16 protein-coding genes are annotated in these 15050 nt (G+C 71.8%); 11 read left to right on the forward strand and 5 right to left on the reverse strand.

What is annotated here, in order from left to right:
• Positions 1-98: 98 nt before the first annotated feature.
• On the forward strand, positions 99-596 hold the full coding sequence (gene greA, locus ACK1X7_RS20920; protein ID WP_211123923.1) for a transcription elongation factor GreA: 498 nt from the start codon (positions 99-101) through the stop codon (positions 594-596).
• 122 nt (positions 597-718) lie between these two features.
• Here the strand turns inward: greA and ACK1X7_RS20925 are convergent, their stop codons facing one another.
• The 3 genes from ACK1X7_RS20925 to ilvA form a co-directional block, all read right to left on the reverse strand.
• Positions 719-1582: an ABC transporter permease gene (locus tag ACK1X7_RS20925; protein ID WP_014054532.1), complete on the reverse strand. Its 864-nt coding sequence runs from the start codon at positions 1580-1582 to the stop codon at positions 719-721.
• Positions 1582-2568, reverse strand: coding sequence for an ATP-binding cassette domain-containing protein (locus ACK1X7_RS20930; RefSeq protein WP_078643221.1), 987 nt, complete (start codon positions 2566-2568; stop codon positions 1582-1584). Before ACK1X7_RS20930 ends, ACK1X7_RS20925 begins: the two co-directional genes overlap by 1 nt.
• Before the next feature lie 254 nt (positions 2569-2822).
• Positions 2823-4205 carry a threonine ammonia-lyase gene (ilvA, locus tag ACK1X7_RS20935; protein ID WP_398158216.1) on the reverse strand — a complete coding sequence of 461 codons (1383 nt, stop codon included), beginning with the start codon at positions 4203-4205 and terminating at the stop codon, positions 2823-2825.
• A 211-nt stretch (positions 4206-4416) separates the two neighbouring features.
• On the opposite strand from ilvA, the gene ACK1X7_RS20940 reads away from it, so the two are divergent.
• From ACK1X7_RS20940 to ACK1X7_RS20950, 3 genes are all read left to right on the forward strand, one after another.
• Entirely contained in the window at positions 4417-4917 is a 501-nt protein-coding gene (locus ACK1X7_RS20940; RefSeq protein WP_385143878.1) for a MarR family winged helix-turn-helix transcriptional regulator, read from the forward strand.
• Positions 4918-5015: 98 nt separating this feature from the next.
• Positions 5016-5627, forward strand: coding sequence for a sigma factor-like helix-turn-helix DNA-binding protein (locus tag ACK1X7_RS20945; RefSeq protein WP_413116896.1), 612 nt, complete (start codon positions 5016-5018; stop codon positions 5625-5627).
• Positions 5624-5878: a hypothetical protein gene (locus tag ACK1X7_RS20950; protein ID WP_413115502.1), complete on the forward strand. Its 255-nt coding sequence runs from the start codon at positions 5624-5626 to the stop codon at positions 5876-5878. Before ACK1X7_RS20945 ends, ACK1X7_RS20950 begins: the two co-directional genes overlap by 4 nt.
• Positions 5879-5983: 105 nt before the next feature.
• Here the strand turns inward: ACK1X7_RS20950 and ACK1X7_RS20955 are convergent, their stop codons facing one another.
• Positions 5984-7147 (reverse strand): cystathionine gamma-synthase, encoded by a 1164-nt coding sequence (locus tag ACK1X7_RS20955; RefSeq protein WP_390792126.1) that lies wholly within the window; start codon positions 7145-7147, stop codon positions 5984-5986.
• 154 nt (positions 7148-7301) lie between these two features.
• Between ACK1X7_RS20955 and ACK1X7_RS20960 the strand changes: the two genes are divergently transcribed.
• The 5 genes from ACK1X7_RS20960 to ACK1X7_RS20980 all read left to right on the forward strand — a co-directional run bounded on the left by ACK1X7_RS20960 (position 7302) and on the right by ACK1X7_RS20980 (position 12754).
• Positions 7302-8399 carry a hypothetical protein gene (locus ACK1X7_RS20960; protein WP_361499312.1) on the forward strand — a complete coding sequence of 366 codons (1098 nt, stop codon included), beginning with the start codon at positions 7302-7304 and terminating at the stop codon, positions 8397-8399.
• Between the two features lie 133 nt (positions 8400-8532).
• Positions 8533-9192, forward strand: coding sequence for a peptide-methionine (S)-S-oxide reductase MsrA (msrA, locus tag ACK1X7_RS20965; RefSeq protein ID WP_385116539.1), 660 nt, complete (start codon positions 8533-8535; stop codon positions 9190-9192).
• 153 nt (positions 9193-9345) lie between these two features.
• Entirely contained in the window at positions 9346-11091 is a 1746-nt protein-coding gene (locus ACK1X7_RS20970) for a PP2C family protein-serine/threonine phosphatase (protein ID WP_413115503.1), read from the forward strand.
• Entirely contained in the window at positions 11088-12170 is a 1083-nt protein-coding gene (locus tag ACK1X7_RS20975; RefSeq protein WP_385138907.1) for a cobalamin B12-binding domain-containing protein, read from the forward strand. The genes ACK1X7_RS20970 and ACK1X7_RS20975 overlap by 4 nt, the downstream gene beginning before the upstream one ends.
• A 92-nt stretch (positions 12171-12262) precedes the next feature.
• Complete coding sequence (locus ACK1X7_RS20980; RefSeq protein ID WP_385138904.1) at positions 12263-12754, forward strand: GNAT family N-acetyltransferase; 492 nt, start codon at positions 12263-12265, stop codon at positions 12752-12754.
• A gap of 29 nt (positions 12755-12783) precedes the next feature.
• Here the strand turns inward: ACK1X7_RS20980 and ACK1X7_RS20985 are convergent, their stop codons facing one another.
• Positions 12784-13602 carry a class I SAM-dependent methyltransferase gene (locus ACK1X7_RS20985; RefSeq protein WP_413115504.1) on the reverse strand — a complete coding sequence of 273 codons (819 nt, stop codon included), beginning with the start codon at positions 13600-13602 and terminating at the stop codon, positions 12784-12786.
• Positions 13603-13720: 118 nt separating this feature from the next.
• On the opposite strand from ACK1X7_RS20985, the gene ACK1X7_RS20990 reads away from it, so the two are divergent.
• Both ACK1X7_RS20990 and ACK1X7_RS20995 read left to right on the forward strand, forming a co-directional pair.
• Complete coding sequence (locus tag ACK1X7_RS20990) at positions 13721-14320, forward strand: TetR/AcrR family transcriptional regulator (protein ID WP_385138931.1); 600 nt, start codon at positions 13721-13723, stop codon at positions 14318-14320.
• Positions 14321-14530: 210 nt separating this feature from the next.
• Complete coding sequence (locus ACK1X7_RS20995) at positions 14531-14929, forward strand: nuclear transport factor 2 family protein (protein ID WP_385138898.1); 399 nt, start codon at positions 14531-14533, stop codon at positions 14927-14929.
• Positions 14930-15050 lie beyond the last annotated feature (121 nt).

Consider the following 15050-nt stretch of genomic DNA (forward strand, 5'->3'; position numbering starts at 1 on the left):
TGCCGGAATTGTTAGGCTCGTGGTTTCGCCCCGCTTTGAAGGCGCACCCTTCTGAGTAGGGCGTTCATTTGTATTCCCAGCACCGACGAGGAGCACCTGTGACCCAGACCAGCGAGAACGTCACCTGGCTGACCCAGGAGGCGTACGACCAGCTCAAGGCAGAGCTGGAGTACCTGTCGGGTCCCGCACGTGTCGAGATCGCGAAGAAGATCGAGGCTGCCCGGGAGGAAGGTGACCTCCGGGAGAACGGGGGGTACCACGCCGCCAAGGAGGAGCAGGGCAAGCAGGAGCTCCGAGTGCGTCAGCTCACGCAGCTCCTCCAGCAGGCGAAGGTCGGCGAGGCCCCCGCGGACACCGGCGTGGTCGCCCCGGGCATGGTGGTCACCATCGCGTTCGACGGCGACCCGGACGACACCCTGACCTTCCTGCTCGCCTCTCGTGAGTACGCGAGCGCGGACATCGAGACCTACTCGCCGCAGTCCCCGCTGGGCTCGGGCGTGAACGGCAAGAAGGTCGGCCAGGACGCGGAATACGAGCTGCCCAATGGCCGCACCGCCTCAGTGCGGATCCTGGAGGCCAAGCCGTACCAGGGCTGAGCGCCCGGTGTGGAGCCCCGGCCGGGCGGCCGGGGCTCCTCCACGATCACCACACCCCAAAGGGCCCCCAGCGGGGCCCGGCGGGGCCGCTCCTGATCTCCGTAATCCCCCGGCCCGGCCGCTCAGGCGGTCGCCGAGCGGTATTTGCGCACCGCCAGCGTCCGGAAGAGCACGATGATCAGCAGCGACCAGAGGACCGACGCCAGCGCGGGATGCTGCATCGGCCAGGCATCCGAGACCACGCCCTCCGGATTGCCGAAGAGCTGCCGGGACGCCTGCACCGTCGCGCTGAAGGGGTTCCAGTCGGCGATATGGCCCAGCACGGCGGGCATCTTGCTGGACGGCACGAAGGCGTTCGAGATGAACGTCAGCGGGAAGAGCCAGATCAGCCCGCCCGAGGTGGCCGCCTCCGGCGTCCGTACCGACAGGCCGATCAGCGCGCCGATCCACGAGAAGGCGTAGCCGAGCAGAAGCAGCAGCCCGAACGCGCCCAGCGCCTTCAGTGCGCCGTCATGGATCCGCCAGCCCACGATCACCGCGACGATCGCCAGCACCACCAGCGTCAGCGCCGTCTGCACGAGATCCGCGAGCGTACGGCCGGTGAGCACCGCGCCACGCGCCATCGGCAGTGACCGGAAGCGGTCGATCAGCCCCTTGTTCATATCGTCGGCGATCCCCGCCCCCGCGCCCGCCGTGGCGAACGTCACGGTCTGCGCGAAGATCCCGGCCATCAGGAACTCGCGATACACCGTGGCATCCGCGCTGGCCTGCCCCGGAACCATGATCGCGCCACCGAACACATAGCTGAACAGCACCACGAACATGATCGGCTGCACCAGGCCGAACACCACCATCTCCGGGATGCGCATCATCCGCAGGAGATTGCGCTTGGCGACCACCAGCGAGTCCCGGACGGAGCGCAGCGGTCCGCCGCGCGGCCGGGGGGCCGCCGCGACGGTGGCCCCGGTCTCCTCGACGACGGCCATCACTCGACTCCCTTGCTCTCGGCCTCGCCGCCGCCCTGGAGTCCGTCCTCGGTCCCATGGCCGGTGAGGGAGATGAACACGTCGTCCAGGGTCGGGCGGCGCAGCCCGATGTCGTCGATCTCCACACCGCGGGTGTCCAGCTCCCGGATGACCTCGGCGAGCAGCTTGGCGCCGCCCACGACCGGGACCGTGACCTGACGGGTGTGCTCCTGCACGGTCGTCTCGCCCTTGCCCAGGACTCGCAGGACCTCCTGGGCGACCGCGATGTGCTCGCGCTCATGCACCACGACCTCCACCCGCTCCCCGCCCGTATGGGCCTTGAGCTGGTCGGAGGTGCCGCGGGCGATGACCCGGCCGCGGTCGATCACGCAGATGTCATGCGCCAGATGGTCCGCCTCCTCCAGATACTGCGTGGTCAGCAGCAGCGTCGTGCCACCGGCCACCAGCTCCTGGATGACCTCCCACAGCGCCTGCCGGTTGCGCGGGTCCAGACCGGTGGTCGGCTCGTCCATGAACATCACGGGCGGGCTGACCACCAGGGCCGCGGCGAGGTCCAGCCTCCGGCGCATCCCGCCGGAGTACGTCTTGGCCGTGCGGTCGGCCGCCTCGGCGAGGCTGAACCGCTCCAGCAGCTCACTCGCGCGGGCCTTGGCCGCCCGCGCTCCCATCTGGTAGAGCTGGCCGACCATCTGGAGGTTCTCGCGGCCGGTCAGATACTCGTCCACGGCGGCGAACTGGCCGGACAGCCCGATGGAGCGGCGGACCTCGTCGGGGTTCTTCAGCACGTCCACCCCCGCGACCACCGCCGTTCCGCTGTCCGGGCGCAGCAGCGTGGTGAGCACGCGCACCGCGGTGGTCTTGCCGGCGCCATTGGGGCCGAGCAGTCCGAGCACGGTTCCTTCCGGTACGTCGAGATCGACGCCGTCCAGAGCCCTTACGTCGCCGAAGGTCTTCACCAGACCCTCGGCGTGAATAGCGCCTGGCATGTTGGCACTCCCGGGGTTGGGGCCGTTCCACACTCAATCAAGGCATAAGTCCGCCCATATGGGCAGCGCTCGGCAGCAACTGGACGGCAATGGTACCGGGAACGCGATACATCGCGACATACGCGAGGCGAAAAAATAAGACCGGGGGCACGGCCCCCGGTCAGCCAGGCATCGCCCCGCCGCGGGGGCGGGCCGTCTCCCGTCGTCAGGCGTCAGACGTCAGACATCAGGCGTCTGACGTCAGGCATCAGGCATCAGGCCATCACCGTGTATCCGGCCCCGCGCAGCGCCTCCCGGACCTCCTCGCAGTGGTCCGTCCCCTTCGTCTCCAGGTGCAGCTCCACCTCGGCCTCGCTCAGCCCGAGCCGCGGATTGGTGCGTACATGGCTGACGTCGAGCACATTGGCGTCCAGCGTCGACAGCACCCCCAGCAGCGTGGCCAGCGCCCCCGGCCGGTCGGTGAGCCGCAGCCGCAGCGACAGATAACGCCCCGCCGCGGCCATGCCGTGCCGCAGGATGCGCTGCATCAGCAGCGGATCGACGTTGCCGCCCGAGAGCACCGCGACCACCGGCCCCTCGAAGGACTCCGGTGCCGACAGCAGCGCGGCCACCGGACTCGCGCCCGCGGGCTCCACCACCAGCTTCGCCCGCTCCAGGCAGAGCAGCAGCGCGCTGGACAGCTCGTCCTCGGTGACCGTACGGACCTCGTCGACGAGTTCGTCGATGATCTGGAACGGCACATCGCCCGGCCGCCCCACCTTGATGCCGTCCGCCATCGTCACCGGCGCCTCGATCGAGACCGGCCGCCCGGCCGCCAGCGACGGCGGATACGCCGCGGCGCCCTCCGCCTGCACCCCCACCACCCGCACCTCCGGTCGCAGCGCCTTCACCGCCACCGCGATCCCGGCCGCCAGCCCGCCCCCGCCGATGCCCACCACCACGGTGCGCACCTCGGGGCACTGCTCCAGGATCTCCAGCCCCACCGTGCCCTGCCCCGCGATGATGTCCGGGTGGTCGAAGGGGTGGATGAAGACCGCGCCCGTGCGCTCGGCGTACTCCTGCGCCGCCCGCATCGTCTCGTCCACGATCTGGCCGCGCAGCCGCACCTCGGCGCCGTAGTCCCGGGTGGCCGCTATCTTCGGCAGCGGGGCGCCCTCGGGCATGAAGACCGTCGAACGCACCCCCAGCAGCGAGGCCGCGAGCGCGACACCCTGCGCATGGTTCCCGGCGCTCGCCGCGACCACTCCGGCCGCCCGCTCCTCGGCGCTGAGCCCGGAGATCCGCACATAGCCGCCGCGCAGCTTGAACGACCCGGTGCGCTGGAGGTTCTCGCATTTGAGGTGGACCGGCGAGCCGACCAGACCGGACAGATAGCGGCTGCCCTCCAGCGCGGTGAGCCGGGAGATCCCCGACAGCGTCTTCTGCGCCCCGCGGATGTCGTCGAGAGTGATCGTCTCGGGTACCTCGGAGGCGGAAGCGGAAGCAGAGCCCCCGGAAGCGGGGCCGGAAGCGGAGCCGGAGGCGAGGCCGGACCCCGCGGAACCCGTAGACGCGGAAGCAGAAGCGGAGGAGGTGGGATGCGAGGCCGGGCCGGACCCGGAGCCGGGCCCGTCCTCGTCGCCGTGTCGTGCAGCCATGGTCCCCAGTCTCGCAGCTCACCCCCAGCAGGCCCCCGCGGCCCGGGCCGGGCCAAGGCCCACCGGCGGGCCACGGCGACGGAGAACGGCTCAGAACGGCAGGTTGTGGCTCGGAGGTCGTCAGGTTTTTGCAGCGCCCGTACGGGCAGGGCCCCAGCCGCGTACTCTGTGCCACATCCCACAGACCACCGCATGAAGTGAGCCCTAGGCCATGCCCACCCAATCGGACATGACGACTCAACTCGACACCGGCGTACTGGACACGCTCCAGCATCAGGTCGCCGTCTTCGCCCGCCGTGCGGAACAGACCCGGCTCGGCGGCGTCGGCCAGGCCCGCAACTCCATGGACCGAGCCGCGTATCTGCTGCTCAACCGGCTCGACCAGGAAGGCCCGATGGGGGTCAAGGCGCTCGCGGGGAGCATGGGCATCGACTCGTCCACCGTGACCCGCCAGGTCGCCCCGCTGGTCGACTCCGGCATGGTCAAGCGCACCTCGCACCCCGAGGACGGCCGTGCGGTCGTGCTTCAGCTCTCCCCGCGCGGCAAGGCCCGCCTGGAGGAGGTGCGCTCCTCACGGCGCGACCTCATGGCCCGCGTGACCGATGACTGGACGGTGGAGGAGCGCGATCTCTTCTGCGATCTGCTGACCCGGTTCAACATCGCCCTCTCCGCCGCACACAGCACGGTGCCCCAGGCGACGCCCGCCACCTGACCCTGGCGCGCGCCCGCGCGACGTCGCAGACCTCGCAGACCTCTTGACCGGGTGCCCGTGCCTGCCGTGTCCTAAAGGAACGGGAGGCGGAGGACGTGGTGCGAGAGCGGCGGGCAGCACGGGATGGCCGCCGGGCCCGGGAGTTCGAGGTATTCGTCGCGGGCGCGGGTGGCCGCCTGCTGCATGCGGCCGCGCTGCTCACGGGGGAGCCGACGGGGGACACCGAAGCCGCCGAGCGCCTGCTGACCGCCGCGCTCGCGCGCACGTACGCCCGCTGGGACCGGCTGCGCGGCGAAGATCCGTACGACCACACCCGCCGGACGCTGGCCGCCCTCTTCGCCCACCGAGGCCACCGCTACCGCCACCCGCGCGGCGGCCTCCTGGCCCGGCTCACCCCGCAGGAGCGGCTGGTGCTGGTGTTGCGGCTGTACGAGGGGGTCGCGGAGGAGCAGACGGCGGCGGCGCTCGGCCTCCCGGTCGAGCGGGTCCGGGCGATCTGCACCCGCGCGGTGACGGCGATGCGCAGCGCGACGCCGCGACGCGGTGCCACGGGAAGGCCCCCGTCCGCCGGAACCCCCGCGTCCGCCGGAACCCCCGCGTCCGCGGGAGCCAGGACGGGAGCCGGAGCTCGAGCCGGGACCGGAGCTGGAGCCGGGACCGGCGCCGGGACCGGAGCCGGGACCGGAGCCGGAACCGGGGTGGTGCCATGAGCTTTCCGGACCGCAAGGAGACCGAGGTCCGCCGGATGCTGGAGGGCCCGCATCCGGTGCTGCCGCCGGATCTGGCGGGCCGGGCGACCGAACGGGGGCGGCGGATGCTCCGCCGCCGCCAGGTCGTACGCACCATCGGCTGGCTGCTGCTGTTCGCCGCGGTCGTGGCCTTCGCCGTCTGGGCGGCGATCGTCGAACCATGGACCGCGCCGCCGCCCACCGACACCACCCCACCCCTCGAAGGATGGTGACAACCGGAGGAGGACGGTGACCGCCGAACGACGGTGACCGCCCTCGAAACCCGCGGGCCGGGCAGCGGGCGATCAGGCCGCCCAGGCGGCCACCCGCCCCAGCCGTCAGCCCAGAGCCTGGCTCAGATCCATGAGCAGATCGTCGGCCGACTCGATGCCCACCGACAGCCGTACGAGATCCGCCGGCACCTCGAGCGCCGAGCCCGCCGCCGAGGCGTGCGTCATCCGCCCCGGGTGCTCGATCAGCGACTCGACGCCGCCGAGCGACTCCCCGAGCGTGAACAGCCGCGCCCGGTCGCACACCTCGACCGCCGCCTCCTCGCCGCCCGCGACCTGGAACGACACCATGCCGCCGAAGGCCCGCATCTGCTTGGCCGCGATCTCGTGCCCCGCGTGCTCCGGCAGCCCCGGGTAGTAGACCTTGGTCACCTTGGGGTGCGCGACGAGCATCTCCGCGATCCGCGTGGCGTTGGCGCTGTGCCGGTCCATGCGGACGGCGAGGGTCTTGATGCCGCGCATCACCAGCCAGGCGTCGAAGGGCCCGGCGATGGCGCCCATCGCGTTCTGGTGGAAGGCGAGTTCGTCCCCGAGACCGGTGTCGGAGACGACCAGCGCACCGCCGACGACGTCCGAGTGCCCGCCCATGTACTTGGTGGTGGAGTGCACCACGACGTCCGCGCCGAGCGCGAGCGGCTGCTGGAGGTAGGGGCTGGCGAAGGTGTTGTCCACCACCAGCCGGGCCCCCGCGGTGCGGGCGATGTCGGCGACGGCGGCGATGTCGGTGATGCCGAGCAGCGGGTTGCTCGGGGTCTCGACCCAGATCACCTTCGTACGGGGGCGGAGCGCGGCCCGTACGGCCGCCGGGTCGGAGGTGTCGGCGACCGACCACTCCACGCCCCAGCGCTCCACGACCTTGGCGAACAGGCGGAACGTACCGCCGTACGCGTCGTCCGGGATGACGACATGGTCGCCCGGCACCAGAAGCGTGCGCAGCAGGCAGTCCTCGGCGGCGAGACCGGAAGCGAAGGCGAGGCCGCGGCGGCCACCCTCCAGCGCCGCCAGGTTCTCCTCGAGGGCGCTGCGGGTGGGGTTGGCGGAACGGCTGTACTCATAGCCGCCCCGCAGACCGCCCACGCCGTCCTGCTTGTAGGTGGAGACCTGGTAGATCGGGGGGACGACGGCGCCGGTGAGCGAGTCGGCCTCCTGGCCCGCGTGGATGGCGAGCGTCTCGAAACTCTGAGGGTGCCCCTCGGGGTGCTGGTGGCTCATGAGCCCGAGCGTAACGCCCGAGGCGCCCGTGCTGGATTCAACGACCGCCGAGGCGCATAGGCTGGACCACAAGCCGTTCTTGGCCACCAGCCGTTACGGACCACCAGCCGTTCTGGTCCACCAGCCGTTACGGAACTTCACACGGGGACACCTCATGGAGCTTCTGATCTTCCTCATCGCCATCGTCATGATCGGCGGGCTGATCGTCATGCCGGCCCTGCGGCGGCGACGCGGGGGCCGCGAGGCCATGCGGGGCGCGATGCGCGCCTCGGATCCGCAGGAGTACGGCTTCGTACCGCGCGAGCGGCTGGACGTACGGCTGCCCGGCCCGGACCGGCAGCTCATCGACGCCCTGGAGGAGGTCCAGGCCCGGCAGGACTGGCAGCCGGCCGCCCGCCTGCTCGCACTCACCGAGGCCACCTCGGAGCTGCGCTGGCAGCGGGTGCAGACGCTGGCCGGGGCGGCGGCCTTCGAGCTCGCCCAGGCCCCCGGCCAGGGCGGGATGTGGCTGCGCACCTGGCGGGTGGCGGCCCCCGAGGACCCGGGCGCGGCGGCGGTGCAGGCGGAGTTCCTGGTCCGCCAGGCGCTGCTCGACCCGTCCTCGGTCGACTTCCGGATGATCCTGGAGGAGGCCCGGGACGTCTGCCACGAGGCGGCCCGGCTGGCCCCGGACGACCCGGTGCCGCACATCATCGAGCTGGGCGTCGCCCGCGGTATGGCCTACCGGCAGGCCGACTTCGAGGAGCTGTGGTCCAAGGTCACCAAGCTCGCCCCGCACCATATGGGCGCCCACCTCGCCGCCCTCCACTACTGGTGCGAGAAGTGGCACGGCTCCCAGGACCGCGCCGACGCCTTCACCCACGCGGCCGCCGCCTCGGCCCCGGAGAAGAGCCTCCTCCCCGCCCTCCCCCTCTTCGGCGTCTTCGAGCACCTGCCGGAGGCCAACCTCGTGCGCACGCTCTACCGCAGCGAGGTGATCGTGAAGGCGATCGAGGGCGCGCTCTTCGCCGTCCGCCACGCCCCCGCCGACCATCCGGTGCTGCCGCACGTCCGCCATCTGCTGGTCTTCTTCCTGGTCCGGGCGGAGCGGTACGCGGAGGCCCTGGAGCAGTTGCGCCACGTGGACGGCCATGTGGGCGCGGTCCCGTGGTCGTACGGGGCGGACCCGGCGGCCGAGTACACGGTCTACCGGGCGCTCGCGGTCGCGGGCTGGGAAGGCGGAGGCGGCTCCCCGGCGACGCTGCCGCGCTGAACGCTGCCGCGGCGAGCGGGACCGTGAGCGGGCCGGAATTCCCGCCGTCCCCTATCCGTTGTACTCATAGCGCCGCGCACCCGTATACGACGAATGCCGCAGCCGCCGTACCCGTTACGCGAGGAGCCCGAAGATGCTGTTCAGCCGCCACAAGAACCACCTCCCCACCCCCGAGGAGGCGCTGAAGGGCCGCGCCGAACCGGGCTTCCCGGTCCCCGACCGCCACACGGTCCTCGGCAACCCGCTGGCCGGCCCGTACCCCGAGGGCCTGGTCGTCGCCGACTTCGGCCTGGGCTGCTTCTGGGGCGCGGAGCGGAAGTTCTGGCAGGCCCCGGGCGTCTGGACCACCCTCGTCGGCTACCAGGGCGGCCACACCGAGAACCCCACCTACGAGGAGGTGTGCAGCGGCCTCACCGGCCACACCGAGGCCGTCCGCGTCGTCTTCGACCCGACCGTCACCTCCTACGCCGCCCTCCTGAAGCTCTTCTGGGAGTCCCACGACCCCACCCAGGGCTTCCGCCAGGGCAACGACGTCGGCACCCAGTACCGCTCGGCGATCTACGCCCACTCCCCCGAGCAGCAGTCCGAGGCCGAGTCCTCCCGCGCCGCCTACCAGTCCGTCCTGACGGGCTCCGGCTACGGCGAGATCACCACCGAAATCCTCCCGGCGGGCCCCTTCTACGCCGCGGAGCCGTACCACCAGCAGTACTTGGACAAGAACCCGGCCGGCTACTGCGGCATCGGCGGCACGGGCGTCTCCTGCCCGATCGGGGTAGCCCCGGCGGAGGGCTGACGTCCGCTCTCGCGGTCAGCCCCTGGGTCTCCCAGCCCTCCAGGCACGCCCCCGCCGCACCCATGCGGCAACCACGCCGGACAAACAGAATGGAAGGTGGAGCGACCCGGGCACCATGGGCGCGGCAGCGTCATGCGCAAGAGGCGGTGGCCGATGACGGACGACAGCGGCGGCGGGGGCGCATGGGGCTGTGTCCCGGAGCGGCTGGGCGAGCTGCTGGATCTTGTGGATGAGGCCGTCGTCGTCTGCGACCGGGTCGACGGACCCGTCCGCGGATTCAACCGCGCCGCCGCCGACCTCTTCCCCCGGCTGCGCCCGGGCAGTCCGGTGAGCATGTCGGCGGCCGCGCCTCTCGCCCGTGCCGCCGCCCGGCGGGCGGAGCGTTTCTCCGCCTCGTACGAGGGCCACGGGCTCACCGGTCGCCTGCACACCGCCGGTGGGCTCACGGTGTGGCTGGTCCATCAGGTCGGCAGCGCTCAGGAGGCCGAGGCCGCGCTCGCCCATGAGCGCGAGAAGTCGACGTTTCTGGAGGAGACCACCCGGCGCCTGGGCGCCTCGCTCCACCACGGCCGCACGGTCCGTGCGCTGGTCGAGATCGCGATCCCGAAGTTGGCGGACGCGGCCGTGGTCGTCCTGCCCGTGAGCGGGCGGCGTACCCGCTGGCACCGGGCGGGTCCGGGCGATGCCCGGCGCTCCGGGGAGGTGACGGTCGAGACGCTGGAACGGGTGCCCAAGGTCGCGGACGCGCTGTACGGGCTCCAACCGCGCCCCACTGTCGTACGCCCCCAGGAGCTGGCCGCGCTCGAGGACCTCATGCCCGGCGACTTCGGTCAGGGCGGTCCGGGCGGTCCGGGCGGTCAGCTCGGCCAGGGCCGTCAGAGCGGTCAGGGCGGTCAGGGCGGTCAGCTCGGCCAAGGCGAGGACGCGCTGGTGGTGCAGCTCGCCGCGGGGGGCGTCCCGGCCGGTGCGCTGATCATGCTGCGCGGCCCGGAGCGCGCCCGCTTCGACGACACGGACATCGAGCTGGCGCATCGGTTCGCCATACGGGCCGGGCTCGCGCTGGCCACGGCGGCGCTCTACTCGCAGCAGGCCCACACCATCGCCGTCCTGCAAGCCAGCATGGCTCCGGAGCCGCTGCCCTCGGCCGACGGCCTCAGGCTCGGCGCCGCCTACCGACCGGCCGCGGAGGCTCTGCGCATCAGCGGCGACTTCTACCATGTGGCCCCTTCCGCCGCGGGCGGGGTCACGTTCTTCTTCGGTGACGTGTCGGGCAAGGGCGCGGAGGCCGCGGTGGTGGCGGGCCAGGTGCGGCAGAGCATGCGCACCCTGGCCATGGTCCGGACGGAGCCCGAGCCCCTGCGTGACCTGCGGCTGCTCAACGACCTCGTCATAAGTGCGGGCCACCGCTTCACGACCCTGGTCACGGGTTCCGCCCGCCCCTGCGACGACGGCTCGGTGCAGGTCGAGATCGCCAGCGGCGGCCACCTCTCGCCGCTCATCCTGCGCGACGATGGAAAGGTGACGGAAATCGTCTGCGAGGGCATGCTCCTGGGGGCGGTGCCCGATCCCAGTTTCGGCCGTACCGAGTGCCGTCTCGAACCCGGTGAGCTGATGCTGCTCTACAGCGACGGGGTCACCGAGGCACGCGGTGGTGCGAGCGGGCGGGAGATCTACGGCGAGGAACGCCTCGTCGACGCGCTGGCAAGCTGCGGCGGCATGCAGGCGCCGTCGGTCGCCGAGCGGCTGGAACTCCTCACGACCGAATGGCTCGCCGGCCGCCCGCACGACGACATCTCCCTGCTGACGCTCCAGGCACCGCCCCGCCGTGGCGCACCACCGCACCGTCCGCCGGAGAGCGGCGGCGGGTCCGGAGGCGCCAGGAAGTCCGAGAACCCATGAGCGGCACCGGGATCAGCGACACCGTCCGGGCGGACTTCGACTCCTGCCTGGCAGGTCCGGACGAGGACGGAGCGCTGGAGCTGGCCACCGGTCTGGTGACGAGCGGTGTGAACGCGGAGGACGTACTGCTCGGCCTGGTGGCCCCCGCCCAGGTGAGGGTCGGTGAGCGGTGGGAGTCCGGCGAGTGGACGGTGGCGCAGGAGCACGCGGCCACCCATGTCAGCCGACTGACAGTGGACGCGATCGGGTCTGCCGCCCGCACCGGCGGCACCGCACGCACACCTGTCGAGGCGGGCCCACTCCGCCATGTGCTGGTGGCGTGCAGCGACGGCGAATGGCACGTGCTGCCCTCCCACATCCTCACCGAGGTGCTGCGACTGCGCGGCTTCGAGGTGCGCTCACTCGGCGGCTCGGTCTCCCCGCACGAGCTGCTCTCGGACGTCCATCAGAACGGCCCGGACGTGGTCGCTCTCTCCTGCACCCTCTCCTGGAACCTTCCGCTCGCCCACCGGCAGATCGAGACCTGTAGATGCGCAGGTGTTCCCGTCATGGCGGGCGGGCCGGGGTTCGGCCCCGAGGGCACCTGGGCGTACGCCCTGGGCGCGGACCTGTACGCGGCCGACGCCCGCGGCGCCGCGGAAGCACTGCTCCACCGCTGGCCCCCGGTGACATGCGGGGAGTCGTCGGTCCAGGCCGCCGCCGTGGAGGCGTACGCCGCACTCGTCCGGCAGCGCTCCGAGCTGCTCGCTCATGTGACCCACGCGCTGCGTGACGTACTCCCGGGCCTGCGGAGCCGCTCGGGCATGGAACACGAGGCGGCCGCCGATTTCCTCGGCCGGCTGCTGGACTCCCTGGCCGCGGCCGTATTCGTGGACGACGAGCGCGTCTTCACCGGCCACCTCGCCTTCGCCGCGACCTACCTCTCCGCCCGCTCGGTGCACCCCCGCTGCCTCCTCGTCCTGACAGACGCCCTGACCGACCACCTGCGCGGCTGCCCCCGCGCCCTCGCCACACTCGCGGCGGGGCACCGACACCTCACCGAGCAGGGGACGGACTCCCGCCCCCTGCTCGGCGAATGAACGGGCGGGGCGGCGCGACGGTCACATCGGACTGATTCGCGCCACAAGAAATTCGGTCGAAAGGGCTGAACTCCGTCGCTAGCGTATGGCGGATGGAAATCCGGGCGTTCGAGGAGCGGGACTGGTCGCAGGTCTGGCCGATCGTCGAGCAGATCGTCCGCAGGGGAGACACCTTCTGCTACGACCCCCACCAGACCGAGGCGCAGGCACACGAGATGTGGGTGGTGCCGCCCCCGGGACATGTCGTGGTGGCCGTGGAGGGCGAGCGGGTGCTCGGCACCTCGAATATGTACCCCAACCGGCCCGGTCCCGGTGCCCATATCGCCAGTGGCAACTTCATGGTGGCGCCAGAGGCGCGCGGCCGGGGTGTCGGTCGGGCGCTGGGCGAGTATCTGCTCAACTGGGCCTCGACCAGTGGCTTCGCCGGTGTGCAGTTCAACGCGGTCGCGGCTTCGAACGCGCCCGCTGTCGGACTGTACGAGCGGCTCGGGTTCACCCTCATCGGCACCGTCCCGGGCGCGTTCCGGCATCCGGAGCTGGGGCCGGTCGGCCTGCACGTCATGTATCACGACCTGGGCGCCTGACCCCGGTCATGCGGGTGCCGACCGGTTGGTCACGCGGCAGTTCGCGTCGCGGTGATCACCACCGTCGCGTACGGCATCGTGAAGCTGCCGCCCATCGCGTCGATGGCCGACCCAACGCCCTCCAGCACCTCCGCCAGCTTGGCCGGGGGGAGCCGGGTGAAGGCGCCCTGGGTGGGGATCTGGTCCAGCCACGCGTCCCGGGTGTAGGTCCGCTCCCAGTCGAACCGCCACTGCTGCGGTTCGCCGAACGCGCCCGACTCCCGCATCCCGTCGGCGGCCTTGGTGAGTATCGCCTGGTTGGCGTCCAGGCCGCCCCGCGTCATCGCCCGGAAGTCGAACGGGGCGTCGGGCACGGCCCGTTGGCAGACCGTGGCGACGGCTTCCGCCAGGTCGGGCGGGAGCTGGAAGACGTTCCAGAACGCGGCCAGTCGGGCATGGGGCCGCAGGACCCGAGCGGCCTTGGCCGCCCCCGCGACCGGGTCGATCCAGTGCCATGCCTGGCCCGCGATCACGGCGTCGAATTGCCGACCGGCCGGGTCCCAGGCTTCGAACGTCGCGACCTCGACCTCCGTCCCGAGCCGCCGCGCCACCTCGGCCATCCGCGCGTCCGGCTCGACCCCGAGCACCGTCCGGTCCGCCTTCTGGAACTGCCGGGCCGCGATACCGGTGCCACAGCCGACGTCGAGGATGTCGAGAACGCCGGGGGCGTCGGGGGTGTCGGGGATGCCAGGGACGCCGGGGACGCCGAGGCCGGGGCTTCCGGCGCCGATCCGGTCCACCATGGCTTGGGGATAGCGGGGCCGGGCCTGGTCGTAGCGTTCGGCGTCCGAGCCGAACGACTCCGCCATCTGTCGGTGTCGATGAGGCTCGTTCCCGGAAAACGGTAGAGTGGGCATGTGCCCACTATGAGTGGGCGCGCGCCCACTCGTCAATGCAGCGGGCCCGATGAGCGAGGAGGGACGCACGGTGCCGACAGGGGTGGCCATGCGTGACGTACGCGAGCAGTTGTTCCACGCCGCCGAGCGAGTCCTGCTCCGGGACGGGCCGAGCGCGCTGACCAGTCGGGCGGTCACCACGGAGGCGGGCTGCGCCAAGGGCATCCTGCACCGCCACTTCGCCGACTTCGACGCCTTCCTCGCCGAGCTCATCCTGGATCGCATCGCCCGGCTCGACCACCAGTCCGCCGCCCTGCGCGACTCCGCCGGGAGCGGCGCCGTCGCCGACCACCTCGCCGACGCGCTGACGACCCTGTTCGAGTCGGTCGCAGTGGCCCTCGTCAGCCTCGTCACCTCGCGCGACGAGCTACGCGCCCGGCTCCGCGAAACCACCCCCACCGGCGTGCCCCTCCTGACGGAGGCCACGGCCATGATCGCCTCCTACCTCGCCGCCGAGCGGGACCGGGGCCGTATCGCGGCCGACGCCGATATCGACGCGCTCGCGCCCACGTTGATCGGAACCGGGCACCTGCTCTTCGCGGACCGCGAAGCCGGACCACCGGATGCCGGGGCCCTCCGCAAGGTGGTGACCACCGTCATCGCCGAGGCCGTGCGGGATGCGCGGCCCTGACACGACGATCTCGGCCAGGAAGCCGCGATACGCGCGGACAGAACCCGGCGTACGGGCCGACTCGTCCGCCCCGCCACCACCGCCGCCGCCGCTTCGGGCCCGTGCGCGTGCCCATGGACAGCGCGGACGCACATCACGGAAGATCTGGATCTACGCCGACCGAGATGCCCTATGCAGCACGCCCGTTCACCCATGGACCGGAGGCCAGACATGACCGCTGCCACCCGTGAGCTGTTCGAGCGCTACCACGCGTGCTGGGAATCCCGCGACCCCGAGCGGATCGCCGGACTCCACACGGCCGACTCGGTGTTCCATCTGCACTCCGGCCAGGAGCCCGTGCGCGGGCAGACCGCCATCCGGGAAGCGGCGGCCGGGATGTTCGAGCTGGTCCCCGACCTGGCGTTCGACCTGGTCTCGCTGCGCGTCGGGGAGGACTTCTGGGTCGTCCAGTGGAAGCTGAGCGGCACGTCCGCGGCCGGGGGCGCGGTCGACATCGACCTCGCGGACTTCGTCCTGGTCGAGAACGGGGCGGTGAAGGAGAAGCATTCGTACGTCGACGGTGTGGCGATGCGGGCGGCGCTGGCGCCCACCGGGGCCGCCTCTCGGTGACGGGAGCAGACCACCGGGCAATGCTCCGTCAGCGGCAATCGACGCTGCTACAGAACGGTGCGTTCACCGTTCGTCAGGTACGAGGCATTCACCAAAAGCGTGACGTAGTCCATCAGTTGGG

This window comes from Streptomyces sp. CY-1 (assembly GCF_047218265.1).
Classification (GTDB): domain Bacteria; phylum Actinomycetota; class Actinomycetes; order Streptomycetales; family Streptomycetaceae; genus Streptomyces; species Streptomyces niphimycinicus.

What these genes read in the sequence shown, in the direction of transcription:
- ACK1X7_RS20975 (WP_385138907.1), top strand. Translation starts at nt 11,088, where the DNA reads ATGAGCGGCACCGGGATCAGCGACACCGTCCGGGCGGACTTCGACTCC.
- ACK1X7_RS20925 (WP_014054532.1), bottom strand. Translation starts at nt 1,582, where the DNA reads ATGGCCGTCGTCGAGGAGACCGGGGCCACCGTCGCGGCGGCCCCCCGG.
- ACK1X7_RS20940 (WP_385143878.1), top strand. Translation starts at nt 4,417, where the DNA reads ATGCCCACCCAATCGGACATGACGACTCAACTCGACACCGGCGTACTG.
- ilvA (WP_398158216.1), bottom strand. Translation starts at nt 4,205, where the DNA reads ATGGCTGCACGACACGGCGACGAGGACGGGCCCGGCTCCGGGTCCGGC.
- ACK1X7_RS20995 (WP_385138898.1), top strand. Translation starts at nt 14,531, where the DNA reads ATGACCGCTGCCACCCGTGAGCTGTTCGAGCGCTACCACGCGTGCTGG.
- ACK1X7_RS20970 (WP_413115503.1), top strand. Translation starts at nt 9,346, where the DNA reads ATGACGGACGACAGCGGCGGCGGGGGCGCATGGGGCTGTGTCCCGGAG.
- msrA (WP_385116539.1), top strand. Translation starts at nt 8,533, where the DNA reads ATGCTGTTCAGCCGCCACAAGAACCACCTCCCCACCCCCGAGGAGGCG.
- ACK1X7_RS20950 (WP_413115502.1), top strand. Translation starts at nt 5,624, where the DNA reads ATGAGCTTTCCGGACCGCAAGGAGACCGAGGTCCGCCGGATGCTGGAG.
- ACK1X7_RS20930 (WP_078643221.1), bottom strand. Translation starts at nt 2,568, where the DNA reads ATGCCAGGCGCTATTCACGCCGAGGGTCTGGTGAAGACCTTCGGCGAC.
- ACK1X7_RS20980 (WP_385138904.1), top strand. Translation starts at nt 12,263, where the DNA reads ATGGAAATCCGGGCGTTCGAGGAGCGGGACTGGTCGCAGGTCTGGCCG.
- ACK1X7_RS20960 (WP_361499312.1), top strand. Translation starts at nt 7,302, where the DNA reads ATGGAGCTTCTGATCTTCCTCATCGCCATCGTCATGATCGGCGGGCTG.
- ACK1X7_RS20985 (WP_413115504.1), bottom strand. Translation starts at nt 13,602, where the DNA reads ATGGCGGAGTCGTTCGGCTCGGACGCCGAACGCTACGACCAGGCCCGG.
- ACK1X7_RS20955 (WP_390792126.1), bottom strand. Translation starts at nt 7,147, where the DNA reads ATGAGCCACCAGCACCCCGAGGGGCACCCTCAGAGTTTCGAGACGCTC.